The 26023-nt window shown below is 38.0% G+C and carries 15 protein-coding genes; 8 read left to right on the top strand and 7 right to left on the bottom strand.

Going from position 1 to position 26023, the window contains the following annotated elements; genetic code table 11:
- Positions 1–280: 280 nt before the first annotated feature.
- Positions 281–1963, top strand: a complete 1683-nt coding sequence (locus OCV82_RS06185) for a putative transporter (RefSeq protein ID WP_154043646.1) — start codon at positions 281–283, stop codon at positions 1961–1963.
- Positions 1964–2093: 130 nt separating this feature from the next.
- Positions 2094–3734, top strand: a complete 1641-nt coding sequence (locus tag OCV82_RS06180; protein ID WP_154043645.1) for an ABC-F family ATP-binding cassette domain-containing protein — start codon at positions 2094–2096, stop codon at positions 3732–3734.
- Positions 3735–3796: 62 nt separating this feature from the next.
- Here OCV82_RS06180 and OCV82_RS06175 read toward each other — a convergent pair whose 3' ends face one another.
- Positions 3797–5260, bottom strand: coding sequence for a RagB/SusD family nutrient uptake outer membrane protein (locus tag OCV82_RS06175; protein ID WP_154043644.1), 1464 nt, complete (start codon positions 5258–5260; stop codon positions 3797–3799).
- 25 nt (positions 5261–5285) lie between these two features.
- Entirely contained in the window at positions 5286–8381 is a 3096-nt protein-coding gene (locus OCV82_RS06170) for a SusC/RagA family TonB-linked outer membrane protein (RefSeq protein WP_154043643.1), read from the bottom strand.
- Between the two features lie 255 nt (positions 8382–8636).
- Between OCV82_RS06170 and OCV82_RS06165 the strand changes: the two genes are divergently transcribed.
- On the top strand, positions 8637–11726 hold the full coding sequence (locus tag OCV82_RS06165; RefSeq protein ID WP_154043642.1) for a S41 family peptidase: 3090 nt from the start codon (positions 8637–8639) through the stop codon (positions 11724–11726).
- Positions 11727–11874: 148 nt separating this feature from the next.
- Entirely contained in the window at positions 11875–13026 is a 1152-nt protein-coding gene (locus OCV82_RS06160; protein WP_154043641.1) for a lipocalin-like domain-containing protein, read from the top strand.
- Between the two features lie 49 nt (positions 13027–13075).
- Here the strand turns inward: OCV82_RS06160 and OCV82_RS06155 are convergent, their stop codons facing one another.
- The 5 genes from OCV82_RS06155 to OCV82_RS06135 all read right to left on the bottom strand — a co-directional run bounded on the left by OCV82_RS06155 (position 13076) and on the right by OCV82_RS06135 (position 18961).
- Positions 13076–14893: a YgiQ family radical SAM protein gene (locus OCV82_RS06155; protein WP_154043640.1), complete on the bottom strand. Its 1818-nt coding sequence runs from the start codon at positions 14891–14893 to the stop codon at positions 13076–13078.
- A gap of 3 nt (positions 14894–14896) precedes the next feature.
- Positions 14897–15217: a hypothetical protein gene (locus tag OCV82_RS06150; RefSeq protein WP_154043639.1), complete on the bottom strand. Its 321-nt coding sequence runs from the start codon at positions 15215–15217 to the stop codon at positions 14897–14899.
- Between the two features lie 188 nt (positions 15218–15405).
- Positions 15406–16263, bottom strand: coding sequence for a mechanosensitive ion channel family protein (locus OCV82_RS06145; RefSeq protein WP_154043638.1), 858 nt, complete (start codon positions 16261–16263; stop codon positions 15406–15408).
- Positions 16264–16285: 22 nt separating this feature from the next.
- Positions 16286–16903 carry an L-threonylcarbamoyladenylate synthase gene (locus OCV82_RS06140; protein WP_154043637.1) on the bottom strand — a complete coding sequence of 206 codons (618 nt, stop codon included), beginning with the start codon at positions 16901–16903 and terminating at the stop codon, positions 16286–16288.
- A gap of 60 nt (positions 16904–16963) precedes the next feature.
- Positions 16964–18961 (bottom strand): AAA family ATPase, encoded by a 1998-nt coding sequence (locus OCV82_RS06135; RefSeq protein ID WP_154043636.1) that lies wholly within the window; start codon positions 18959–18961, stop codon positions 16964–16966.
- 718 nt (positions 18962–19679) lie between these two features.
- Here OCV82_RS06135 and OCV82_RS06130 point away from each other — a divergent pair.
- The 4 genes from OCV82_RS06130 to OCV82_RS06115 all read left to right on the top strand — a co-directional run bounded on the left by OCV82_RS06130 (position 19680) and on the right by OCV82_RS06115 (position 25972).
- Positions 19680–21590: a tetratricopeptide repeat-containing sensor histidine kinase gene (locus tag OCV82_RS06130; protein WP_262543120.1), complete on the top strand. Its 1911-nt coding sequence runs from the start codon at positions 19680–19682 to the stop codon at positions 21588–21590.
- Between the two features lie 134 nt (positions 21591–21724).
- Positions 21725–22390 carry a response regulator gene (locus OCV82_RS06125; protein ID WP_154043634.1) on the top strand — a complete coding sequence of 222 codons (666 nt, stop codon included), beginning with the start codon at positions 21725–21727 and terminating at the stop codon, positions 22388–22390.
- Positions 22391–22414: 24 nt separating this feature from the next.
- Positions 22415–23818 carry a BACON domain-containing protein gene (locus OCV82_RS06120; RefSeq protein WP_154043633.1) on the top strand — a complete coding sequence of 468 codons (1404 nt, stop codon included), beginning with the start codon at positions 22415–22417 and terminating at the stop codon, positions 23816–23818.
- A 15-nt stretch (positions 23819–23833) separates the two neighbouring features.
- Positions 23834–25972 (top strand): leucine-rich repeat domain-containing protein, encoded by a 2139-nt coding sequence (locus OCV82_RS06115; RefSeq protein WP_262543117.1) that lies wholly within the window; start codon positions 23834–23836, stop codon positions 25970–25972.
- Positions 25973–26023: the final 51 nt, after the last annotated feature.

Genomic DNA, 26023 nt, shown 5'->3' with positions numbered 1-26023 from the left:
TAGGTTTATATAAATAGGTTATATTAAAGATTCGTACTTCATAGTTCAAGTACCTTTTAAGGCAAAGATACAAATTTCTTGTTATCTCGTGCATTTTCGGGTAAGAAATACACTTCATATAAACATTTATTTTATAAAACGGAATGATTTTTTATAGTATTGTAATGTCTGTGTGGCAAAAAAAACTTTCATAATAATTACTTTTGAGGCTTATAATTTGACACCTTATTATTTTTTAACTACTTTTGTTGCAAATTATTTATGTGTTATTTTAAAAACTATGAATTGGTTAAGTGATTTGTTATTCAATCCCGATTCAATAGCCCACATAGTTGCTCTTTATGCCTTTGTTATAGCAGTGGGTGTGTTATTGGGAAAGATTAAGATCTTCGGTATTTCGCTGGGGGTCACATTTGTCTTGTTCGTAGGTATTCTGGTTGGACATTTTGGATTTACCGGAAATACCTCCATTCTTAATTTCGTGCAAGACTTCGGGTTAATTTTATTTGTGTTCTGTATTGGTCTTCAGGTTGGACCATCTTTCTTCTCTTCTTTTAAGAAAGGCGGTATAGCCATGAATATGGTTGCTGTAGGCATAGTGGCGCTGAACATAGCTGTAGCCTTGATACTGTACTTTGCACTTCAGGGTAGGGTAGATATACCTATGATGGTAGGTATTCTATGTGGAGCCGTAACCAATACTCCTGGTCTTGGTGCCGCAAATGAAGCTTTGACTCAGATTAATTATAACGGACCTCAGATAGCAATGGGATATGCTTGTGCTTATCCGTTGGGAGTGATGGGTATTATCTTATCTATGATTCTCATACGTATAATCTGCAGGATAGATTTAAATAAGGAAGAGGAGGAAATCAAGCGTGGTGAAGAAGCCAATCCTCATCTGAAACCTTTCTTCCTCAATCTGGAGGTTCATAATGAAGCTTTGCAGGGTAAGACAGTTTTGCAGGTACGTAATTTCCTTGCTCGCGACTTTGTTTGTTCCAGAATAATGAAAAGCGACGGTTGCGTATATATTCCTACTGCAAACACTGTTTTGGAACTTAACGACAAGATGTTCATTGTATGTGCCGAAGATGATTCGGAGGCTATTATAACATTCATTGGCCCTCAGGTTCAGAATGTTGACTGGGAGGCTCAAGGCAAAACAGACAAACCGATGGTGTCACGCCGTATTCTTGTCACTCAGTCCAACATTAACGGTAAGACACTTGGTGAATTGCATTTCAACAGTATGTATGGAGTAAACGTCACTCGTGTTAACCGTTCAGGTATGGACCTTTTCGCATCACGCCAGTTGACTCTACAGGTGGGTGACCGTGTGATGGTTGTAGGTCCGCAGGATGCAGTGGAACGTGTAGCCGGTTTGCTGGGAAATCAGTTGAAGCGTCTTGACCATCCTAACATTGTTACCATATTTATAGGTATTCTTTGTGGTATTCTGTTCGGTAGCCTTCCTTTTGCAATTCCGGGAATACCTACCCCTATCAAGTTAGGTCTTGCCGGTGGTCCGCTTATCATTTCCATACTTATAGGTCGTTTCGGACATAAGGTAAAACTTGTTACTTATACTACAATGAGTGCCAATCTGATGCTTCGTGAAGTAGGCTTGGCCTTGTTCCTTGCCAGTGTAGGTATTAAGGCAGGCGGAAGTTTCGTACAGACAGTTGTAGAGGGCGATGGGCTTCTTTATGTAGGTATAGGTTTCCTTATCACTATAATACCTCTTATTATCATGGGTATTGTAGCCCGCTGGAGACATAAACTCAACTATTATACACTGATGGGACTTATTGCAGGTAGTAATACAGACCCACCAGCACTGGCATACGCAAACCAGGTGTCAAGCAATGATGCTCCTGCCGTAGGATATTCTACAGTATATCCGTTGAGTATGTTCTTGCGTATTCTTACGGCCCAGTTGCTTATATTGCTTATGGCATAATATTAATTTTATATGAAATGTGTGTTGGCAAGTGGATAAGGACAATATCCCCGTCTGCTTGCCAATTTATTTTGTAATTGCAGTTCAACTCAAAAACTTATAAACTCACAAACTAAAAACTTTTAATTATATGATTTCAGTAGATGGATTGACCGTTGAATTTGGCGGTACCACCTTGTTTAGTGACATTAGTTTTCAGATCAATGAGAAAGACCGTATAGCCCTTATGGGAAAGAACGGAGCCGGAAAGTCAACCTTGTTAAAGATTTTGGCTGGGGTAAGGCAACCTACCCGTGGAAAAGTTACAGCACCTAAGGACTGTGTCATTGCATATTTACCACAGCATCTGATGACCGAAGATGGCAGAACCGTTTTCGAAGAAGCTTCGCAGGCTTTTGCCCATCTTCAGGAGATGGAAAAGGAGATAGAGGCAATGAACAATGAGCTGGCCACAAGAACAGACTATGAAAGCGATTCATATATGGCTCTTATAGAGAAAGTGGCTGCCATGAGCGAAAAGTTCTATGCCATAGACATGACTCACTTCGAAGAAGATGTAGAGAAGGCTCTCCTTGGTCTTGGGTTTATGAGAGAAGATTTCAACCGTCCTACGAGTGATTTCAGCGGTGGATGGCGTATGCGTATAGAGTTGGCAAAACTTCTTCTTCAAAATCCGGATGTATTGTTGCTTGACGAGCCTACAAACCATCTTGACATCGAGTCTATACAGTGGCTTGAAGAGTTCCTGATCAACAGTGCTAAGGCTGTAATCGTTATAAGCCACGACCGTAAGTTTGTTGACAATATCACTACACGTACCATTGAAGTCACTATGGGGCGTATATACGACTATAAGGTGAACTACTCCCAGTATCTTGTTCTGCGTAAGGAACGTCGCGAACAGCAGATGAAGCAGTACGAAGAACAGCAGAAGATGATTCAGGAAACTAAGGATTTCATTGAGCGTTTCAAGGGTACATACAGTAAGACACTCCAGGTACAGAGCCGTGTGAAGATGTTGGAGAAGCTTGAACTGATAGAGGTTGACGAGGAAGATACATCGGCGTTGAGGCTTAAGTTTCCTCCTTCACCACGCAGTGGAAGCTATCCTGTGATAATGGATGGAGTAGGAAAGACATACGGCGACCATGTGGTGTTCCGCAATGCCACTCTGACGATAGAACGTGGCGATAAAGTGGCTTTCGTAGGTAAGAACGGTGAAGGTAAGTCAACCCTCGTGAAATGTATAATGAATGAGATAGACCACGAAGGTACACTTACTCTCGGTCATAACGTACAGATAGGATACTTCGCACAGAACCAGGCTTCTCTTCTTGACGAAAATCTTACGGTGTTCCAGACTATAGACGATGTGGCTAAAGGCGAAATCAGAAACAAAATCAGGGACCTGCTTGGAGCATTTATGTTTGGTGGTCCGGAAGAATCAATGAAGAAGGTCAAGGTCTTGTCCGGTGGTGAACGTACCCGTCTGGCTATGATTAAACTCCTGCTTGAACCGGTGAATCTGCTTATTCTTGACGAGCCTACCAACCACCTTGACATGAAAACCAAGGATATACTGAAACAGGCTCTCATGGATTTTGACGGAACTCTGATTGTGGTTTCCCACGACCGTGACTTCCTTGATGGACTCGTTACCAAGGTTTATGAGTTTGGTAACAAGAAGGTTAAAGAACACCTTTGCGGTATATACGAGTTCCTTGAGACTAAGAAGATGGAAAGTCTTCAGGAATTGGAAAAGAAGAAATAAAAAAAAATAAACGGCATAATCCAACAAGGATTTGCCGTTTATTTTTTAGAGCTTATGTACTATTAGAATTTTGAATATCCCGGGTTTTGTTCCATGTCAGGATTAAATACAAACTGGTCTTCTGGTATAGGCAGAACGCATTTTTCGTAGTTCCAGTCTATTTCCTTCACTGCGTTTTCCATATGTAGGTTTCCTGTTCTTGTAATTTTCATTCCGTTTCTTAAGACGTCAAAGAAACGGTGTCCTTCTCCCACAAGTTCTTTTCTTCTTTCTTCAAGGACTCTTTCCAGTGTATATTCGTCCATATCAACACTATTGTCAGGATTTCCTCTTGATACAATTTCGTTTAGATATTCCAATCCTTTATCTTTCTTTTCTCCTGTAAGTGTTAATGCCGCTTCGGCTGCTATAAGATAAAGCTCTGACAGGCGGAATACAACATAGTTGTTATACGATGCCGGTGTTGTATCATCACTACCCGGCCATTTCTTTAGCCAATATCTGGTAGCTTTATTATAGGTAACTTCTCCAATCAGTTGATATCTGACATCGTTTTTATCCTTGTTCATTAGTTCCATGAAGCTTTCTGTCAGGAACATTTCCTCATAGCCATACGGATGCATAAGATAAGCCAGTGAGTTTCTTCCTTCATTGTCGTCCGACGCGTTTGCTATTTCAAACAGTGATTCTGTTCCGAACTTTTCATCCAGATTCCATGATTTCAGGTATTCTTCGTTGGTATATAACCTGTATTCGTTACCTGTTTTCAATTCTTCAATCAGTTTGCTTGACACATTATATGCTTCTTCTTCGTTTCCCATATACAGGTACACTCTTGACAAAAGCATACGTGCGGCATATTGGTTCATCCTTCCATTCATTTTGTCTGTTGTCATGAGTGGAATAGCATCGTTGAGGGTTTTTATGATAAAATTATAGTCTTCGGCAACAGTTTTTCTTTCCGGATTTTCATCCAGTCCTATTGCTCTTTCTACTATTGGTGCACCCCATGAAGAACCGTTGTCTTTTGTATAAGGATATCCAAAACATCTTGTAAGATCAAAGTGGCATAAAGCAATCACAGCCAAAGCTTCTCCTTTAAGATACGCCAGATCTTCAGTGGTAGCGTCTTGTATTTTGTTGTTGTCTATTGCACTTACAATGTTCCATCCCTGACGTATAATATAATATGGCCTTCCCCACAGATATCCAGCACCAAGATTGTTTGCTCTATGATTGAACAGATAACAGTTGTTGCAATCTCGTCCGCTGTTGTATGAGCTCTGTATATCGTCTCCTTTCATGTCTCCATAAAAGAACATGGTTCCACCGTAATAGCCGTATGACGACATCAGGTCGTATAGTCCGTTAACTGCATTTTCAGTAGAACTGAATGAATCGAAAGCATTTTCTGTAGGTACTTTGTTGCTTGGGGTAGTGTCAAGGAAACTTCCGGTGCATGAGACCAAGCCTAATGACAGAACTAAAACTCCTGCCAGTTTTGAAATATATTTATGTCTTGTCATAATCAATTCTGTTAAATGTTTTTAGTTATAACTTAATGTCTAACCCGAAAGAGAATGTTTTCAATGGAGGTGTAAAGAAAGATACCACACCAGTCAGTTCAGGGTCGTATTGGTCGTATGCTGCCCATGTGAGCAGGTTTGTACCAGAGAAGAATATTCTTAGGTTACTGATACCAATGTTTTTCAACCATTCCTTTGGAGCTGAGATACCTAATGTAAGATTTTTAAGTCTCAGATGGTCTGTGCTGTGTATTCCTCTCGATGAATTCCAGTATCCGCCATATTCCTGTCCGTAAACGAATCTTGGCACATCTGTAATGTCTCCTGGTTCCTGCCATCTTCTTCTCAATTCTGTACTCTTGTTGTATTGGTAATAATATCCGTCATCCTGTATGGCGTACATTCCATTGTCGTAAGAGTGTCCACCAAGACTATAAGAAAGATTGAAGGACAGGTCTATGAATTTATAGTTGAATGTATTCATCAATCCACCTGATACTTTTGGATAAATGTCCACCAGTGGAATAGGGTTGGCGTCATTAGGGTCGTAAACAATGTTTTTTGAAAGATTTCCGTTTTCATCTTCCACATTGTCGTAATACATCGGCTTACCGTTGTCAGGATCTACACCCGCATATTCTCTTAAATAGAGTGTTCCGTAAGAAAGTCCTTCTTTTCTGATATACCTTCCGTCAGTGTACCATGAAAGGTCTGCCAGTTTTAATATCTTGTTTTTGTTGTGGCTCAGATTGAAAGAGGTGCTCCAGGAAAAATCACGTTTTTGTATGTTGTTTGTTCTTATTTCCAGTTCAACTCCCTTGTTCTGCATCTTGCCAATGTTGTCAATAACAGAACCGAAACCGCTAATTGAGTTAAGTTGTTTGTTCATCAGCAGGTCTTTGGTTATTCTGTTGTACCAGTCGATTGATATTGATATTCTGTTCAGGAAGCTTATATCCAAACCTAAATTGAGCGAATAGTTCTTTTCCCATGAAAGATTATTGTTTGCAATGTTGTCTTCCCATGGAGCCGGAAGTCCGTTGTAGAATGAACCGGTATTATATGTTCCCATGTAGCCATAATATGTGCTTGGAAGATTACCGTTCACACCATACGATGCTCTGATTTTCAAATCGTTCACAATGTTGCTTATACTGTTCATGAATTTTTCCTGCGATACTCTCCATGAGCCTGATACCGCCCAAAAGTTACCCCAACGTGTTTCTGGCGCCAGTCTTGACGAACCGTCGCGTCGGAAGCTAAGTCCTAAGTAATACTTGTCTGCATAACTGTAGTTACCGCTCGCAATATAAGAAAGCAGGGCGTCCTGCTGAATCATTTGTGATGCTGCTACCGGAACTGCACCATTGCTTAAACTTCCATTGGGAGACTGTCCGTAACCTTCAACTTCACCATACAAATCATTATAGGTGTATTTCATTATTTCGTATGCAAGAACTGCGCTCACGTTATGTTTACCAAATGTTCTGTTGAAGCTAAGATTGTTTTGTGAAGTGTATCTCAACCTGTCAGTCATCTGCATAAGTCCTTTACCATTGTATAATTTTCCATCAGTTCCTTCAGGAGAATAGAAATAGAAGTCTTTTGTGAGTGAGTAATCAACAGAAAATACTGTAGATATTTTCAAACCTTCAATGATATTGTATGCGGCTCTTCCGGACATCATACTTCTTACGATATTTGTATAATAATCATTTACTGAATTTTCGTATAAAGGATTGAGCCCGCCGTTAACCTGAAATCCTGTATGGTAAGTACCGTCTTCATTGTAAATAGGAATACTTGGATTAAGCTCTACTACTGAAGAGTACAGAGCACTGGCATAATAATATCCTTCCGGTGTTTGTTTGCTTTTTGTCCATGAGAATGATGCATTGGCTCCAAATTCAAAGTTGTTCCATTTGCTGTTTGCGTCGATACGGCCTGTAAGCCTGTCCATTTCTGAGTTAACCGAAACACCTGTCTGGTTAGTGTAACCGACACTGGCTATTATATTTGATTTCTCAGTTCCGCTACTTACCGAAACATTATAGTCCTGCTGATAGCCTTTTTTCATCAGTGCGTTGTACCAGTCTGAATATCCGTTTGCCGGTCTTGCAGCGTACTTGTCTATTTCCGAGTCCGCATATGATGTGGCGGTTTGCTGGTCAGCTCCATTTACCAGTTTGAAGTTAACCAATCCTTCATAAAGAAGATCTCTCCATTCTTCACCACCCATTAGCGGTCTGTAGTTATATGCCAGATCTGTAACACCGAACGATGCCTGCATGTTTACCTTCAGTTTTCCCTGGCTTCCCTTCTTTGTTTTTATAAGGATAACACCGTTAGCACCTTTGGCACCGTAAAGTGATGCAGACGCGGCATCTTTAAGTACGGTTATACTTTCTACGTCGGCAGGGTTTATAGTTTCCAGAATACCCATACCTCCTGTACTTGCTTCAGAAGTGAATGCGCTGAAATCATCTGATGAAACAGGTACCCCGTCTATTACATAAAGAGGCTCTGTTGATGCATTCATAGAAGCTATACCACGTATTCTTAAAGTCGATTTAGAGCCCGGTTGTGATGATGAACCGGATACTATACTAACTCCGGGCATATTTGATTCTATCATTTGTGCGACTGATGTTACAGGCAGTGATTCAAGCTTTTCTGTGTTTAGAACAGAGGCAGAACCTGTATATGTGGCTTTTTTGAAGTCTCCGTATCCGGTAACTACAATTTCGTCCATCATCTTGGAGTCTTCGTGCATAACTATATGTAAAGGACGGTTGTCCTTTATGACGACATTTGTGGATTTCATACCTACATAGCTGAAAATCAATGTGCTGTTTATGTCGGCATCTATATTGAATTTTCCGTCTATATCGGTGGTTACGCCTTTGGATGTCCCTTTTATAATGATTGAGACGCCTATAAGTGGTGTTCCGTTAGTATCAACTACTACTCCGGATATTCCTTGTTGTGTGACGGATGATAAAACAAGGTTTTCCGATCTGTTTTCTCCTGTCATGTTTCCCGGAATGAGTAAACATCCTATTAAGCCGAGGCAAATGTTTCTCTTTTTGTGTGGGAATTTAAACTCTTTTAATCCTTTCATAAGTCTCTCTTTTAAGTGTCTTTTTGCAAAAGTAGTAAATATTTGTAAAAGGTCAATATTTTGCTTAAAATAATTTCATTTATAATTTATTTTACTTGTATAAATGTTATAATGATACATTTTATATGTAAAATATGTCATATGGTATTATTGGTATTGTGTAGAATGATTTCATTTTGGTATATAATTAAAGGGTTGATGATGAATACTGAAATAATTTTGTTAGATTTGCATACATTTTAAAACTGATGTCATATGAAGCACATATTAATCATTGCGATGTCGTTGATGTCGCATTCGTTATTTTCGGAGACATTGCATTTCGCATGTTTCCCCTCTCTTTCGCCAAATGCAGGTGAAATATATTTTTCTTATGAAGGTGATATTTTTAGAGTAGGTGTAGAAGGTGGTACAGCCATGCGCCTGGTTTCATTGGGAGGGTATGAGAGTTATCCAAAAGTTTCTCCTGATGGGAAATATATAGCGTTTTCGTCAGATGTAAATGGAAATAATGACGTATATATTGTTCCTGTAGAAGGTGGCGAAGTTAAAAGACTTACATGGCATGAGGGTAGCGATACGCCGTCAGGATGGTCGCATGATTCGAAATATGTATATTTTGAAAGTAACCGTGCGAACATCAAGACCACGTATAAAGTTTCTGTAAATGGCGGTACGCCTGTAAGACTGGCAGAAGGATATTTCAATACTATGATAAACGTAACAGAAAACCCTGTTACAGGCGAGATGTATTTTAACGAATCAAATGAGAGCATTAAATTCCCTACCAGAAAAGGATATATTGGCGATCATAATCCGGATATAAAGTCGTGGAATCCTTCCATGAAAAAATATTCCGTACTTACCGATTATTATGGAAAAGATACATGGCCAATGGCTGATATGCTTGGAAACATGTATTATGTGTCCGACAGTTACAATAAAGAGTCAAACATTTTCAAGTATGATAAGCAGAATGGGTCATCACGTCTTACGTCTTTTTCACAGTCTGTACAATATCCGTCTATAAGTTACGATGGGTCAAAAATAATATTCCTGTATGAATATAAAATGACATGTCTTGATATTAAAAGTGGTAAAATAACAGTTCCGGAAATAAATGTGGCAGGTCATAAAACTATGTCGGAACGTGTTTTCAGTAATCAGAAGCTTGATTGTATTGATGTATCGCCAGACGGTAAGAAACTTGCTATGTCGATACGTGGTAAACTGTATATATCTGATGTTAAGTGCAAATATCTTAAACAGCTTGTGACACCGGATGACGAGCGTGTTTCAGAAGTTGTATGGACTGATAATAATACTGTTTATTATACCAGAACCAATAAAGGTTATCTTAATATATATAAGATTAAAGCTGATGGAACTGCTCCGGAATCGGAGGTGTATTCTGTAGATGCAAATATCAAGTCGTTTACGTTATCTCATAAACGTGATAAGATAGCTTTCATATGCGGCAGTGATAAGGTGATGGTGCTTGATATTCAAAAAAACAATGTTAAAAAGATAGCTGATGCTCAATTCTGGTCATTCCGTACTTTTGACATTAGTTTTTCTTTCGACGATTCTTTGCTGGCATTCGAGGCTATAAATCTTTTTGAGCCAGACATATATATTTATTCATTTGCAGACGATGAAGTGGTAAATTTGACAAAATCAGCCTCTGTTGAGGGTTCACCGTGTTTTTCTCCTGATGGAAAGAGTTTGTATTTTACTGCTAATATGTATGCATCATCTTTCCCGAGAGGAAATGTTTCTACTACACTGTACAAGCTTCCCTTGAGAAGATATAATTTAAGACCTTTTGAATCGGATGTGTATGACAGTCTGTTTGTGGATAAAGATAAAAAGATGAGTCATGTAAATATGATGGAAGAAAAAAACACCGTTGATTATGACGAGGTTTTCAGAAGATTGGAAAAGGTTGACGATGATGTCTGGAGTGCTTATACATGTCGTATGGAAAATGACAGCTGGCTCATATATTCGTCGGTTGGCAAGATGAAAGCGAATAAGATTTCAGATCCTTATTTTGAAACAAAAGAAATTGCGGAACTTAAGGCAGGAGGCCGGTTTATGATTTCCGGTAAAGAATTATATTATTTGCATCGGGGAAGTCTTTACACGGTTGATCTGAAGCAATATAAGGCAGATAAAATTGAAATAGAAAAGGAGGTTGAGAAGAATCTTTATGATGAATATAGACAGATATTCTATGAAGGATGGGCTGTTATGGAACAGAACTTTTATGATGTCAATTTCCACGGAGTTGACTGGAAAGGTAAAAGAGATTATTATGCTTCGTTTTTACCTTATATAAAAGAACGTTCTCATTTCAGAACATTGTTTAATGATATGCTTGGCGAACTGAATTCTTCTCATCTAGGATTTGTATCTAATGGAAGTGAGGAACAGAAACCTCAGACATCTTCTTGTACAGCCGAAACAGGAATTGTGTGGGATAATGTTCAGCCGTATCTGATAAACAGAATATTGACTGATTCTCCAGCCAACTGTGTAGATATTGATATCAGACCGGGAGACAGATTGGTTGCTGTTAATGGAGAAAGGGTAGAAGAAGACAGAAACCGTGAAGAATATTTCTCTTTTGCTACAAAGCCGTCTGAGATTAGTTTGTCTTTTGTACGTGCTGGAAATGAGTTTACAGTAAAACTTCATACTATAACGTATAATCAGCTAAAGGATATGTTATATACCGAATGGGAGGATAATTGCAGTGATAAGGTAGAAAAAATGACAAAAGGCAGAGTGTCGTATATTCATATGAGAGATATGAGTGATGCATCGCTTAAGTCTTTCCTCAGGGGTATTCATACAGATCTTGTGAATAAAGATGCGCTGATACTTGATTTGAGATATAATAACGGTGGAAACGTACATAAAGAGGTTATAGATGTTTTGAGGCAGCAGTCTCATTTCAACTGGAGCTACAGAGATTTTAAGCAGAACCCTCATCCTAACGCAACACCTTCGGACAAGCCTATTGTAGTTCTGATTAATGAGAGAAGTCTTAGTGATGCGGAGGTTACATCTAATGGTATAAAACAATTGGGTATAGCCAAACTTGTTGGTACAGAAACATACCGGTGGATTATATTTACATCCGGTGTGAGGTTTATGGACGGTTCAACATCACGTATGCCTGCGTGGGGATGTTATTCTTTGAGTGGTGATGATCTGGAAAAGACTGGTGTAGTTCCGGATATTTATGTAAGAAATACCTTTGAGGACAGGCTATTGGGCAGAGATCCACAACTGGAGGCGGCAATAAATGAGATAATGAAAGAACTGGGAAATAAATGAGTTTTTTCTTTGTATATAGTGAAAAAAATTAAAGTTTCATTTCTATATATTTTTTCTGAAAGTCATTATTTCAAAATATGAGTTATAATATTGGTTTCATGATATCTTTGTCTATATTTGCTATTGTATTAACCAGATAAATTTAAATATGAAACAGTTTGTTTTGTTATTACTATTGGTAATTTGTTCCTGTACAACAGGCGAACGTGATTTAAAAGGAAACTGGATTGAAGTTTTATCTCCGGATATGCCTTATGTGCAAGGCGTTTGTATTAAAGATAATGGTATAGCAGAGTCTATAGGAATGGAAACCTTGAAATATCATGGATGGGAGGAGCATGGTAACAAACTTATTCTGAATGGTGAAAGTATTGGTAACGGGCAGACAATATTATTTGCCGATACATTCGATATTATAAGTTTAAAAAATGATACTTTGGTATTGAAAGATAGAGACAGAATTGCTACTTACGCACGCTGCAATGGAGATGTAATGAAGAAAAGTACTTCAAGACAAGCATACGAAGGTTTTGAATGGAAAGAAATTTCCGGAGCCGGTTTGAAACTGATGGCTCAAAGTAATGACGATATAAGGCTGTTGGTTGATCCATTGCTTCCAGGTGTGGTTATGGTGAGAAACGGTGATGTTGCTCCTCACGCTTTAATCAGGATATTCCAGTTGAAGAATAAACGTATATACGACGTTATAGATATACTCTCAAGTTCCGCAGACTGGGATAAAAGTCAGACATGCAGGTTTGAAGAAACAGCGTCCGGCCGTAGTGGGGTACGCAGATATGTAATGCTTCCTGACGGTGATTATGCAGAGATGATAGACAGTATGAAGAAGCAGGAACCTGTTCCGAGTACGTGCAATGGTTGGGGAACGGGTAATAGCGGAATGAGATATTTTGAAATATTCGATAATGCTCCGGACAAGGCTATCTTTATGGAAATAGGTCAGGATGCACCGCTGTTTGATGAAAACAGTATCGAGTTGTGTGAAACTGAAACGGACTCAACCTCTATGGACTTGCTTTATACCATGGAAGGCGAATTGAGAATAGGGCATGAAGTGAGAGCATTTATTCCTTCCGGCAGCGACAGAGAGTTCTGGATTGTTGACAAGACCGGCCAGTTGCTTGAAAAGTATGACAATATAACTAAAGGTCAGAAAAACGGCAAGCCCGTAAAAGTTACATTAAGACTTGAATATAACGGAAAGTGGGACGATGGCTTTGCCGCTGAATATGATGGAACGTATCTTGTACGTGAAGTTGTGGATTTGAAAGCTGAATAATATAAAACGAGTGAAACAAAAATAAGTATCGTTTGTTTCACTCGTTTTTTTATCTCTTCTTGTAAAGTTTGTCTATAAGGTCATTCCTTCCCATACGCCGCAGTTCATTGATAATATTTTTTCTTTCCTCAGGTTTGTACCAGAAGAAGAACATGCGTTGCGCAAGTTTCTCTTTCTGAGTTTTTGCAGAGAAAATAGGTTCAAGGGTATAAGGATGGTAACCTGTGTACCAGGCTTCTGTAGCGACAGTCATAGGAGTAGGAGTGAAGTCCTGAACCTGTTCCAGATGGAAGTCAAGCCTTTTGGTTATAACTGCCAGTTCTGCCATATCCTCGGCCGTACATCCGGGGTGACTGCTTATGAAGTATGGTATAATCTGTTGGCGCAGGTTATGCTCCGTATTTATGCGGTCGAATATCTTCTTGAATCTTTCAAACTGCTCAAACGGAGGTTTGCGCATGACGTAAAGCACTTTGTCGCTTGTGTGCTCAGGTGCTACCTTCAGTCGTCCGCTCACGTGTTTAATTATCAGCTCGCGGGTGTATTCCTGAGTGCTTTTGTTTACAGCCGGGTCCTTACTTTCGTGCAGAAGCAAGTCGTATCGGACACCGCTGCCTATAAAGCTCTTTTTAATTCCTGGAAGTGCATCTACGGCATGATAGATGTCCAGCAGTGGCCTGTGGTCTGTATTCAGATTAGGGCATATCTTGGGATGGATGCACGAAGGGCGTTTGCACCGGCGGCACATACTTTCGTCTTTTCCCCTCATGGCATACATGTTGGCAGACGGACCTCCAAGGTCGCTCAGATAGCCCTTGAAATCAGGCATTTCAGTTATTGCTTTCACCTCCTTCAGGATACTTTCCTTGCTGCGGCTTACGATGAATTTACCCTGATGGGCTGATATGGTGCAGAATGCGCATCCTCCGAAACATCCTCTGTGGAGATTGACGGAGAATTTAATCATATCGTATGCCGGAATACGTTTGTTCTTGTATTTCGGATGCGGAAGGCGTGTATATGGAAGGTCGAACGACATATCAAGCTCGCCCTGAGTCATTGGCGGATAAGGCGGATTTACTACTACCACTTTCTTGCCCGACTCCTGGATAATCCTCTGTGCTGCATATTTGTTCGATTCCTCTTCTATATGTCTGAAGTTTTCAGCTTGTTTCTTCTTGTCTTTCAGGCATTCCTCATTAGAGTAAAGCTTTAAGTCATTTTCTTCAGGTTTGAATTCTTCCTTTTTGCATACATACGCAGTCTGAAGAATATCTGTCGGTATGGTTGGATTTTCAGACATGTGTTTGCACAAGTCAGTGATAGGCTTTTCTCCCATACCGTAAATCAGCAGGTCTGCTCCGGAGTCAATCAGAATGGACTGTCTGACCTTGTCTTGCCAGTAATCGTAGTGGGTAAGACGGCGCAGTGAGGCCTCTATTCCGCCTATGATGACTGGTACATCGGGATAGAGTTTCTTCAATATTTGTGAATATACTATAGTAGGATATTCCGGGCGCATGTCATGTCGTCCGTCAGGAGTATATGCGTCTTCGCTTCGCAAACGCTTGTTGGCAGTATATTTGTTCACCATACTGTCCATACATCCGGCAGATATTCCGAAGAAGAGTCTTGGTTTTCCCAGCTTCTTGAAGTCACGAAGGTCGTCACGCCAGTTCGGCTGTGGCACGATGGCAACTTTAAGTCCTTGAGCTTCAAGCATTCTTCCTATTACGGCAGCTCCGAATGACGGATGGTCAACGTATGCGTCACCACTGAACAGAATGACATCGAGTTCATCCCATCCTCTAAGCTCTACTTCTTTCTTGGTTGTAGGCAACCAGTCCGTTAGATTATGTTCTTTCAAGATTTATTCTTCTGTTTCTTCGATATTACCTTTTTCTCTCTCCCAGTTGATGTATAGCATGATGAGCTGATGCAGGCCGAAAGCTTTCATATTGTCATGATAAATTACGTTCAGGCAGAGGTCCAGCAGATCCTTACAGTCGTTCTCAGACGAGCCTATAAGTGAACGGATGTTTAGTTTAAGTTTTTCCAACACGCTTTCGTCAACTATACCGTTGCTATCAATAAGTTGCTGGAACAGAGAATATTTTTCGATTGTTTTGAGATTTTCTTCCGAAATGTTCAGGCTTCTTGTACCTGAAGGATTAGTTTGAATTGTAAACATAGTTTTATGGGTTTATGTTGTTAATAGGACAAATATAATAAGAAGTCTTGAATATTTAGCGATAAAATGTTTTTAAATGCTGTTTGAGTCTTGTATATTTTAAAGCTTTTCTATAAGTTGGAAAAAAACAGCCCAAGAATATGTAAGAAATACATAGACCTGGGCTGAGAGAAGAATAATATGTTTTTTTAATCTTTGGCCTGATGAACTGTAAGTTGTGGGAATGGGAATCCGATACCTTCTTTATTGAATGTTTCATAAACCTTTTTGTTGAAGTCGAAATAAACATCCCAATAGTTGGCTGTAGATGCCCATGCGCGTACTTTTATGTCAACACTGCTTGCAGACAGTGCTCCAAGACCTATAAATGGTGCAGGGTCTTTAAGTATTCTTTCGTCTTCGTTTATAAGACGTTCGATTACAGCTTTTACCTTTTCGAAATCTTCACCGTATTCAACTCCGATTACCCATTCGGCACGTCTTGTGTCTTGTTTGCTGTAATTTACAACAACATTACTGCTCATAGAGCCGTTTGGAACATAAATTATCTTGTTGTCAACGGTTGCAAGAATTGTGTGGAAAATCTGTATTTCCTTTACTGTACCGCTTGCATCTGGACCGTCTATGAAGTCACCTACCTTGAATGGTTTGAATACAAGGATGATGAGTCCGCCTGCAAAATTTGAGAGATTGCCTGAAAGTGCCATACCGATAGCAACACCGGCAGAAGCAAGTATTGCAGCGAAACTTGTGGTTTCAACACCAAGACGGGCTATTACTGCAAATGCAAGTATCAGGTTAAGTGTAATGCTTAAAAGACTTTTCAGGAATGTCTTGACACTGACTTCAAGTTTGCGTCTTTCTAGGAATTTTGTAAGAAGTTTGCCTATTTGTTTGATAAGGAAACGTCCGATTACATATATCAGAATAGCTCCGATTATGTTTTTACCGGTTTCGATACCCCAGCTGACCAGTTTGTCAAGTACAGCTTCGATGTTTACTCTTGATGTAACGCTTGATGCAACGTTTAGTAATGTAAGTAGCATAATTTTTATAATTGTTTATAAGTTATTCGTCTAATATTCCTTTTCCCTGACGGATTATTTCCGCTTCGTCTTCAACACAGCTTACTACTGTTGAAGGATCAATACCTCCTATACCGCCGTCTATTATGATGTCGGCATCGTTGCCGAACTTCTCATATATGAGTTCAGGGTCAGTAACATATTCCGGATCTTCATTCTCGTCAAGCGGAAGTGTGGTTGATAGGATAGGGGCATCTATCATCCGGCATATTTCCCTGATTATGTCATTGTCAGGTACACGTATTCCCACTTCCTTCCTGTTTCTGAATATTTTCGGCAGACGGCTGTCTGCTTTCAATATAAACGTGAATGGTCCCGGTAGGTTACGCTTCATAAGTTTGAATGTGTTGTTGCTTACCTTGGCATATTCACTTATGTTGCTTAAATCATAACAAATAATAGACAGGTGATGTTTACGCGGATCGATTTTTTTTAACTTGCAGATACGTTCTATGGGACGTTCTTTCAGTGCGTGACAACCTATGGCATACATTGTGTCGGTTGGATAGATTATTATTCCTCCATCATTCAGAGTGTCTGCTATGCTCTGCAGTGTGTCTATACTATTATTTTTATTGTACAGTTTTATTAATGTACCCATAATGTTTCGTTTAAATCTGAATATTTGCGAAAATAATAAAAAATATTGAGAAATCGTTTTTTATTTTTGTTTCTTTCTAAGCTCTTCAGCTATTCTGTATTGTATCTCTGCTTCGTATTCCATTCCTGCTGCTTCGAGTGCTTCTCCGAAGAATTGGTGTGCTCCTGCGTTCTCCGGTTTCAGACTTGTGGCTCTGTCAAGGTCTGAAATAGCTTCTTCGGTTCTGCCTGTGAAAAGTCTTAGTTTGCCACGGTTATATATTGCTTTAAAATTGTTTGGCTGAATATGCAGTGCATGGTTAAGGCATCTTTCCGCTTCCTCCACATTGTCTTCGTCGAAAAACGTAACACCTTTTCTCACCCATGCATCGACAAATTCAGGATACAGTTCTATCGCCTTGTCAAAATTTGCATGTGCAGCTCTTGTATCTTTAGCCTTGGTGATGCATTCATTTCCCATAAGGTAGTACTCATGGGCATATTTTTTTAGATTTTCCTTTTGTTTTCCCAGCTCTTCTTTCAGTGCCTTGTTTTCAGCTTTTAATTTGTTGATTATTCCGAGTTTCTTTCGTATATATCTCTGTATAAGTGGTTTCTCAATATCGTAACGGCTGTGTATGGCTTTGAAAAAGCTGTCTAAGAATTCTGCGAAATTACCTTTGTCGAATTCTTTTATAGCCTTTTCGTATTCAATGTCGGCCTGCGCTTTTTTCATAGCGCGTTCAATGGACATTGCATCATTGAATTTTTGTGCAAACTCTGCAATTTCAGGCTTCACAAAGATGTCTGACTTCGTAATTTCTTTTTTCAGCTGTATTCCTTCCAGTGATGTACATCTGCTTAGGGCTACGTATGTTTGTCCTCCGGCGAATACTCCTCCTGTGAAATCTATTATAACACGGTTGAATGTAAGTCCCTGACTCTTGTGTACAGTTATGGCCCATGCTAATTTTATAGGAAACTGTTTGAAGGTGCCAAGTTCCTCTTCTTCAATTTTCTTTTCCTGTTCGTTGTAATGATAGCGTATGTTGCTCCAGCTTTCCTGCTCCACATAGAATTCCCTGCCTTCTTCCGTAGTGATGCTTATGCTTCCGTCCGGTAGAAATCCTGTTATTGTTCCCAAAGTGCCGTTCACCCAGCGCTTTTCCATGTCGTTCTTTATGAAAATTATCTGTGCACCTTTTTTAACGGTCAGTTCCATATTTGTAGGAAGACTGCTTTCAGGAAACTCACCTTTTATTTCACCCTTTAATACTACCGGCTGACTGTCAAGTTCTTCCAGTTTTCTTTCGTTGATGTAATCCACACTGTCACGTCGTGTAGCAAGTGTGATGTACATGTCACTTTCGTTGTTTGAAACAGGCGCGTTGAAACGTGTATTAAGAAGTTGCAGATCGGCTGCACGTGTCGTGTTGGTTCGTATATGGTCAAGTATTCCTACGAAAGCCTTGTCTGTTTGTCTATATACTTTGGTCAGTTCTATGGATACCAATTCCATCTGTCGGAATACATTTGCCGAAAAGAAATACGGATTAGGATAGAACCTGCTTAGTATTTCCTTTTCATCACTTTTTACTACAGGTTCAAGTTGGAATACATCACCGACCAGCAACAGCTGCTTTCCACCGAAAGGCTCCCTCATGTTTCCTGAATATACTCTTAAAACTTTGTCTATGAAGTCTATAATGTCGGCCCTTACCATTGAAATCTCATCAATAATGACCAGTTCAAGACTTTTCAGTAGTTTTCTGTGATTGGATGTATATTTAAGTGATTCGTGGAGTCTGTTTCCTCTGAATTTTGGGTCGTCCGGTAGGAGCGGATGAAACGGAAGTTTGAAAAAACTGTGCATAGTGCTTCCTCCTGCATTAATGGCAGCAATACCTGTAGGAGCCAGAACTACATATTTCTTTTTTGTATTCTGGCAGATATATTTCAGGAATGTGGATTTTCCGGTTCCGGCCTTACCCGTAAGAAAGACGGACTGGTGTGTATATTGTATTAACTTTAGTGCATTCTGGAATTCCTGATTGCTTGTGTCTATATCTAATGTAGCCATTGTAGGACAGTAACTTTCTTTTTTATGTTTTTTCAGATTGCGAATATAACAATAAATTCATATTTAACGATGGATACCTTGAGCATTTCTTTGAAATGAAAAAAGCGCCTGTAGATTGATACAGACGCTTTTCTTTATTTACAGACCTCACGGTCATAATTTTCGAATTACAAGGGTCATTACGACCCGAAATTTTACTTTCTGTTTGCCATGTTGTCGTTCAACATTACATAACCCCAAATCATTGGGTTTGCATTGGCAATCTTGTTAAAAATACTTTTTACCTTTTTCATAATGTTATCCTTTCTTCTTTAAGTTAATAATAACTTTTCTTTTCTCAGGCGAACCTCACGGCCGGCCTTCGACTTTTACCTTAATCATTTTACCTATTAACCTTAAAATTATTTATGTGTTTAGTTAAGCTTAGGACCTTTCGGTCTTTAATTACACTGCAAAGATAAGTCCTTTTTTAATGCAAAATATGTTTTACGACATGTTTTTCTATTTTTATGACCTTTTATTGATGTAAATCAAAGAAAAGTATTATAGATGACATAATTGTCATGCGATACATCTTTTTTGTCATGTCATTTTTGTCATATAATTACCTGTATGTCATGTATTATATTTATGATAATAATAAAATCCTATTTTGATGCTTTAGTATTAAGATTATTATTATTTTTACGGATATATAAATTAAATGTTTTTTTTTATTATGATCAAAAAATTAATGTGTGTGGTTTTAGGGGGACTTTTGTGTCTAGGTTATGCTGTTTGTAATACACCGGTGTCGGACAGCTTGAGAATTGAATTATCAAAAACAGAAGGAAAAGGTTTGCAAAAGGAACATTTGGCTGAGATATATTTGCGGTTAAGCGAAGAATATGAATCTGTCAATATTGATTCTGCCATATATTTTACAGATAAAGGACTTGATATTTATAAAAAGCCTGAATATGGCAGTTGGATGTATCTTCGTCTTTTAAATTCAAAGGCTACATATTATTATTCTCATGGGGAGTTTGAAAAATCTAAAACAATGTATTTGGATTTGTTGTCACATGCTTCTAAGATGAAAGAACGTGATTATGATTTTGAGGCAACCGTCTCCATGTCTGTCGGAGTGGTTTATAGGAAGCTTGGTATAACGGATTCCACATTATTTTATTATAATCAGGCTAGCGATTATGCTAAGATTTCTGCTGATAAGAGTACGTTGTCATCTATATACTATAATATAGGTGCAATGTATTTTGCCAGTGAAAGATATGGTGATGCATTACCGAATGCTGAGATCGCAGCAAAATATGCTCAAGAGATTGATGATGTAAATATGTATATGTATTCCAGAATTTTATTGGCTGCAGCTTATGCCAGGATGGGGAAATATACCGAAGGAGCTGAAATTCTGAAAGACAATATCGAGATGGCTATAGACAAGAATTTTATAATGCTGGCAATGAGTTCGTTCGGTCCATTGTTAAGTAATTATCAGCTATGGGGCAAAAAGGATTCTGTAAAGATATATATGGATAAGTACGGAAAGTACGTCGATGAAATTCCTGCAGGCAGTCCGACAGCTCTTGAGATTATGGCAACGCGTGCCAGCATATATAATTGGATGGGAGAGTATCAGAAAAGTCTTGATATACTTTTAGGAAATCCTCAGCTTTTGTCTCAGATTTCATATGAAGCCTACAACAGACTTTTATATCACAACTATGAAGGATTGGGTGATTATAAGAAAGCTTTTGAAAAACTTCTGGATGTTTATGCTTACACTGATTCATTGATGAAAACAAGTATTAATACAGAGATGTCTGAATTGAATGCAAAGCTCAATGTCAATGCTAAAGAACTTGAAATATCAAGACTTGAGAATGAGCATGCACGTCAGAAGGCTGCCAATGTCCGTTTGGGTATATATATGGGTGTTGTCATAGTTTTATTGTTCATTATAATCCTTGTTCTGCAGCATAAACGTAAAATCCAACAAAAAGAAGCCGAACTTATATCTGCCAAAAGATATATTGACGGATTGGAAAATGAACGAAAACGATTGGCAAAAGACCTGCATGATGGTGTGTGTAATGATTTGCTTGGTGTAATTATGCATATTAAAAGGAATAATGTGTCTGACGAGGAAAAGCAGAACGCCATACATCTTCTTGAAGAAATAAGATGTGGAGTAAGAGATATTTCTCACGAACTTATGCCTCCAAGTTTTCAATTTACAGACCTTGACGAAATGCTTAATGATTATTTTGCGAAGGCAGAAGAACAGACAGGAATACATATTGAATATACATCAAGTTCTGATAAAGGATGGGAGCAGATACCTCACAAGGTTGGATATGAAGTTTATCGCATAATGCAGGAAATGATGAGCAATATTGTTAAATATGCTAATGTGGATCAAGTTCAGGTAAAGATGAAACAAGAGATGGAAAATCTGAAAATGGAGATTTCTTATGATGGAAAATGGGATGAAAATGATAATAAAAATAGCGGTATAGGTATGCGTACAATAGACGACCGACTTAAAACAATTGGAGGTATCTATTATGTGACAAAAGATAATGGAGTTGTCATAAATATTGATATACATCTGTTTGGAAATGTTTGAGAAATGTAAAAATCACGGTTTTCGGTGAATTTTCTTTCTTTATATTTATGTTCCTTTGCATTGTAAAACAAATTTATTTGTTTAATTGTAAATAAATGTGATTGTTGGGTGTTATGGAGGTATATGGAAATGAAATGAAAAACGCTAAACCTGCAGTATTATTGATTGATGACCATGCTTTGATACTTCAAGGTATAAAATTCATTGTTGACAGTATGCTTGAAATAGGTGAAGTATATACTGCATCCTCCGGTTCGGAGGCCATAACACTTATGAAAAACAATTCATTTGCAGTTTGCTTGATTGATATTGAGTTGCCAGATTTAAGTGGCTTTGAGCTTATGGAAATAATAAGGAACATGGTGCCGCAAACTCGTATAATTATAAACACTATGCACGAAGAACCCTGGGTAGTAAAGAAACTTATTCAGATGGGGGTTGATGGTGTTATACTTAAATCGGCTGATACTGATGAAATAAAAAATGCGTTGAGGAGTGTTCTGAACGGGGAAAGTTATTTTTGTGATGAATTCAATAAGATAAAGAAAAGATTAAGGTTGAATGGCGACACTCCAGACTATCATTCATTGTTGACAAATCGTGAAATGGATGTCTTGAAAGCTATTTCTATGGGAATGCAAACAAAAGAAATAGCTGAATCGCTACATGTGTCGGTCAATACTGTTGAGTCTCACAGAAAGAGCTTGTTCTCAAAATTCGAGGTAAGAAATGCTGTTGAATTGGTATTAAAGGCCATTAATAATGGCATAATTCATCTTGATCCTAATAAGAATATTTAAGAATACTAATTAATATTATCTATTATGAAAGCATTTTATTCATTATTACTGTTGTTGGCAGTTGCGCTGACATCATGTGACGAGGTTTTAGGAACACAAGATCAAATTGAATTGTCTGATGGTACTTCAACATCACTTGTTGTAAGTGCTGATGAAAATCTGGAAGCTATTATAAAATTTACGGCAGATGCGTCTTGGAGCGCATCAGTAGAAGAAGTTGCTAGCTCTAAAGTAGGTGAAAGTCTTTCATGGCTTAAACTGAGTTCTTATGGTGGTGAAGCCGGTGAATGTACTATTACAGTTTCGCTTACAAAAAATTTTACCGGAGCATCTCGTAAGGCAGAGATAAAGATTGTTTGTGGTGAAAGTGAAGTGATAATAACAGTAGAACAGAAAGGGGAAACTTCTGCTGGAACTGTGGCAAAACAAATTAAGGAAATAATTTATAATGAAACAGACAACAGTTCTGTTGATGTTGGTAACAGTCAGTACGAAGAAGAATATTCTTTGAAATTTTCATACTATGATGACGGTTCTGTGGCGCGTATAGTGAAAGAAGGTAGTGAAAAGTATAATTCCGGTAAATATACTCGTACCATGTCTTTCGACTATAGTATAGTTGGAGAGATTCAGGCAAAACTTGAAGAAGTGGAATCTGGATCTTCTGAATCTGATGAAACACGTTATGTTATATCCTTGGATGATAGAGGCAATGCTGTTGAAGTTCGGAAAAAGGATGAATATGAAAGCAGTTATCGTAACGTTGCAAAATTCGGCTATACTGATGATGTTCGTCTTGCTAAGATATTGACATATGAGTATGGTAATGAAGATGATCAATATATTTTTTCTTATGAAAATGGATTGATGAGTAAATATTTCTGTGATGGTGAATATGAAAATGATGATGAATATACTTTCGATAATTCATATTATGCCAATAAATATCCAAACAATGGTATGATAGACATGATGGCATACGTTGGAGGTGGTTTTGAATTTGATTTTCTTTTCTATATCGGTCGTCTTGCAAAAACAAGTGATTTTTGTTTGGAGAAGATTCCTGGATTTGGTGATGAAATGTCAGATGGAAATATAAGTATTGAAGATGAAAGATGTAAAGAACCAAATAAATTAATCGAAGTAGTAACAGGTAAATCAGCTGAATACTCGGAAGAAGCAGTGCCAGTAGAATATACTTTTGATGAAGATAAAAACCTTACAGGCGTAACCATTTCTATTCCATATAAGATATATAATTATTCGTATGAAATCTGGACAACCGATTCATTCGAAGAACGTATAAAATGGGATGAAGAAAAGCAAGAAGAAGTAATAGTAAGATACTACTACACTACTACAAAAAATCGCAAATCTGAATACGTAAAATCAGGAAATGATTACTACCGATACACTATAAATTATTAAAAAGTTATCATGGTTATGAGATCCATAAAGCTATTAAACCGCTGTATTTTTTATTTCCTTGTCGTATTATTGCCTGTATTTACAGTATCAGTGACAATGACATCATGTGATAAATTGATCGACCTCATTGAAGGTGGTGAAGAAGATGAAGATGATCTTGGCGATACTTCTGATGAAGGGTATGAAGATGGTTTTCATACTTCAGATGGAAAAGAACCGTATTTTAAGTTTGGTGCAGAAAATATTGTTGTGCCTGCATGTGGATATGTTGACGAAACATATGGAAATAATACCTTTGCTTTAAGGTATGAAACCAATATTGTTGATGAATTACATTTTTGCTTGGAATCTTTCAATAAATTCAATGAAAATGGAGGTCAGATTGAAAGTGCCGATGATATTCCTTTCTTTATCTTTAGAGAGCCTGATTTCTATGTGAGCAGTCCAACAGAAACCATTGTATATTTCAATACAAATGCCAAGACAGAAACTATTACAGATAAGTTGCTTGTGTATGGATATAATAATCCTGATAGTATTATAGCTTCAATACAGATTATGCAAGAAGCTGGTAAATCTGTAAGAGTTGTCGATTATGAAAAGAGCATAAACTCTGTTGTTATGAATTTGGAGGCCAGTGAAGGTGTTTATGCTTATGGAATTTATTCGACAGAAGATTCCATTCCTCTTTCCGAAATACAGAGAGAAGCTGTCAATGATAATAATTATGATAGGTTTATGAATATAAGATTGCTGGAAGAAGGAAATACCTATGAATTGGAAGGACTTGATGAGGGAAAGAAGTACTTTGTATATATTGCCGCAAAAGACAAGTTCGATAATTTCTCCGGTATAACACAAACTTCCGTTACGACTGATGTTCGTGGAGAAGAACATGAACTTAGAATGAAATTTGCTCTTACGTCATTGAATGAAAATACTGTCTATTTGCCATTCTGGGGTAATGTAAGAGGGTATATCACATGGGGTGACGGTTCTGAAGAATATATAGATAAGTACGTTTATCCTGGTGACATTAGACATAGTTATAAAATCTCTTCACAGGAGGTGGTCGTAGCTTTTAGGGGTTCTTTGGAAAAAATATCAATGGAGAACCAAAGAGTAGGTTCAGTAATGTGTAAGTCATTGTTGAGTATTGAACAATGGGGAGATACAGATTTACTTGAACTTGACCTGGAGGATGTTGTAACTCTTGAATCTATTCCGGACGATTTATGCGGAGCATTTAGTGATATAAAATCTTTTGAGAACAGTTTTAAAGGATGTACTTCTATAACATCTATCCCTTCAGGATTATTCTCTTATGCTATATCTGCTACTGACTTTGAAAGTACTTTTGAAGATTGTACAGGACTTACTGAGATACCTGAAAATCTGTTTGCTAATTGCACAAGTACCAGAAGCTTTGACCAGGTCTTTTATGGTTGCTCTAATTTGGAAATGATACCGGAGAAACTATTTTACAATAATAGTAATGTTGTTTCAATGCAATATGCATTTTCAGGATGTAGTAAGCTTGTTTCAATCCCTGCCGGCCTGTTTAAAAATAACACTTATCTGAACGATATCAAATGTATGTTCTACAGATGTAGTTCGTTGAAAACAATTCCGGAAGGACTTTTTTCAAGCTGTCACATAAGTTATATTACAGATATTCAACATTATCAGTACGGAAATTTGTACGGTCTGTTTACTGATTGTACTTCATTGGAAAGCATTCCTTCAGATTTGTTCTCAAATATGGGGAATGTAGATAATATGGGCGCCTTGTTCAGAGGTTGTTCATCGCTTAAAGCATTGCCGGAAGGTCTGTTTGATAACAATAAGAATGTGACATTCTTCGAAGATGCTTTCAATGGATGTACAAGTCTTACCACTATACCGGTTACATTATTTGATAACCAAAGAAAAATTGTAAAGGTTAAAAATCTTTTCAATGGCTGTAGTTCACTTACAGGTGAATCTCCTTACACAATGATAGACGGTAAAAAAGTTCATTTATATGAACGTAATAATCCTGAATACAATACTCAGTTTATTGAAATAATAGAGTCTGTCGGCGCATTTAGGGGATGTAACAAACTTGATGATTATGATAATATTCCTAATGAGAGCGGAAATTATTGGAAATAAGGATATGTATTAAAAAAGATAACCCTCGCTTCGTGGATATTCCATTGAAGC

This window comes from Bacteroides cellulolyticus (genome assembly GCF_025567135.1).
In the GTDB taxonomy this organism is placed as follows: Bacteria; Bacteroidota; Bacteroidia; order Bacteroidales; family Bacteroidaceae; genus Phocaeicola; species Phocaeicola cellulolyticus.
This window is presented reverse-complemented; position numbering and strand designations above follow the sequence as displayed.

Excerpts from the sequence above, each read along its gene's own strand:
- OCV82_RS06185 (WP_154043646.1), top strand. The coding sequence starts at position 281 with ATGAATTGGTTAAGTGATTTGTTATTCAATCCCGATTCAATAGCCCAC.
- OCV82_RS06180 (WP_154043645.1), top strand. The coding sequence starts at position 2,094 with ATGATTTCAGTAGATGGATTGACCGTTGAATTTGGCGGTACCACCTTG.
- OCV82_RS06175 (WP_154043644.1), bottom strand. The coding sequence starts at position 5,260 with ATGACAAGACATAAATATATTTCAAAACTGGCAGGAGTTTTAGTTCTG.
- OCV82_RS06170 (WP_154043643.1), bottom strand. The coding sequence starts at position 8,381 with ATGAAAGGATTAAAAGAGTTTAAATTCCCACACAAAAAGAGAAACATT.
- OCV82_RS06165 (WP_154043642.1), top strand. The coding sequence starts at position 8,637 with ATGAAGCACATATTAATCATTGCGATGTCGTTGATGTCGCATTCGTTA.
- OCV82_RS06160 (WP_154043641.1), top strand. The coding sequence starts at position 11,875 with ATGAAACAGTTTGTTTTGTTATTACTATTGGTAATTTGTTCCTGTACA.
- OCV82_RS06150 (WP_154043639.1), bottom strand. The coding sequence starts at position 15,217 with ATGTTTACAATTCAAACTAATCCTTCAGGTACAAGAAGCCTGAACATT.
- OCV82_RS06145 (WP_154043638.1), bottom strand. The coding sequence starts at position 16,263 with ATGCTACTTACATTACTAAACGTTGCATCAAGCGTTACATCAAGAGTA.
- OCV82_RS06140 (WP_154043637.1), bottom strand. The coding sequence starts at position 16,903 with ATGGGTACATTAATAAAACTGTACAATAAAAATAATAGTATAGACACA.
- OCV82_RS06135 (WP_154043636.1), bottom strand. The coding sequence starts at position 18,961 with ATGGCTACATTAGATATAGACACAAGCAATCAGGAATTCCAGAATGCA.
- OCV82_RS06130 (WP_262543120.1), top strand. The coding sequence starts at position 19,680 with ATGATCAAAAAATTAATGTGTGTGGTTTTAGGGGGACTTTTGTGTCTA.
- OCV82_RS06125 (WP_154043634.1), top strand. The coding sequence starts at position 21,725 with ATGAAAAACGCTAAACCTGCAGTATTATTGATTGATGACCATGCTTTG.
- OCV82_RS06120 (WP_154043633.1), top strand. The coding sequence starts at position 22,415 with ATGAAAGCATTTTATTCATTATTACTGTTGTTGGCAGTTGCGCTGACA.
- OCV82_RS06115 (WP_262543117.1), top strand. The coding sequence starts at position 23,834 with ATGAGATCCATAAAGCTATTAAACCGCTGTATTTTTTATTTCCTTGTC.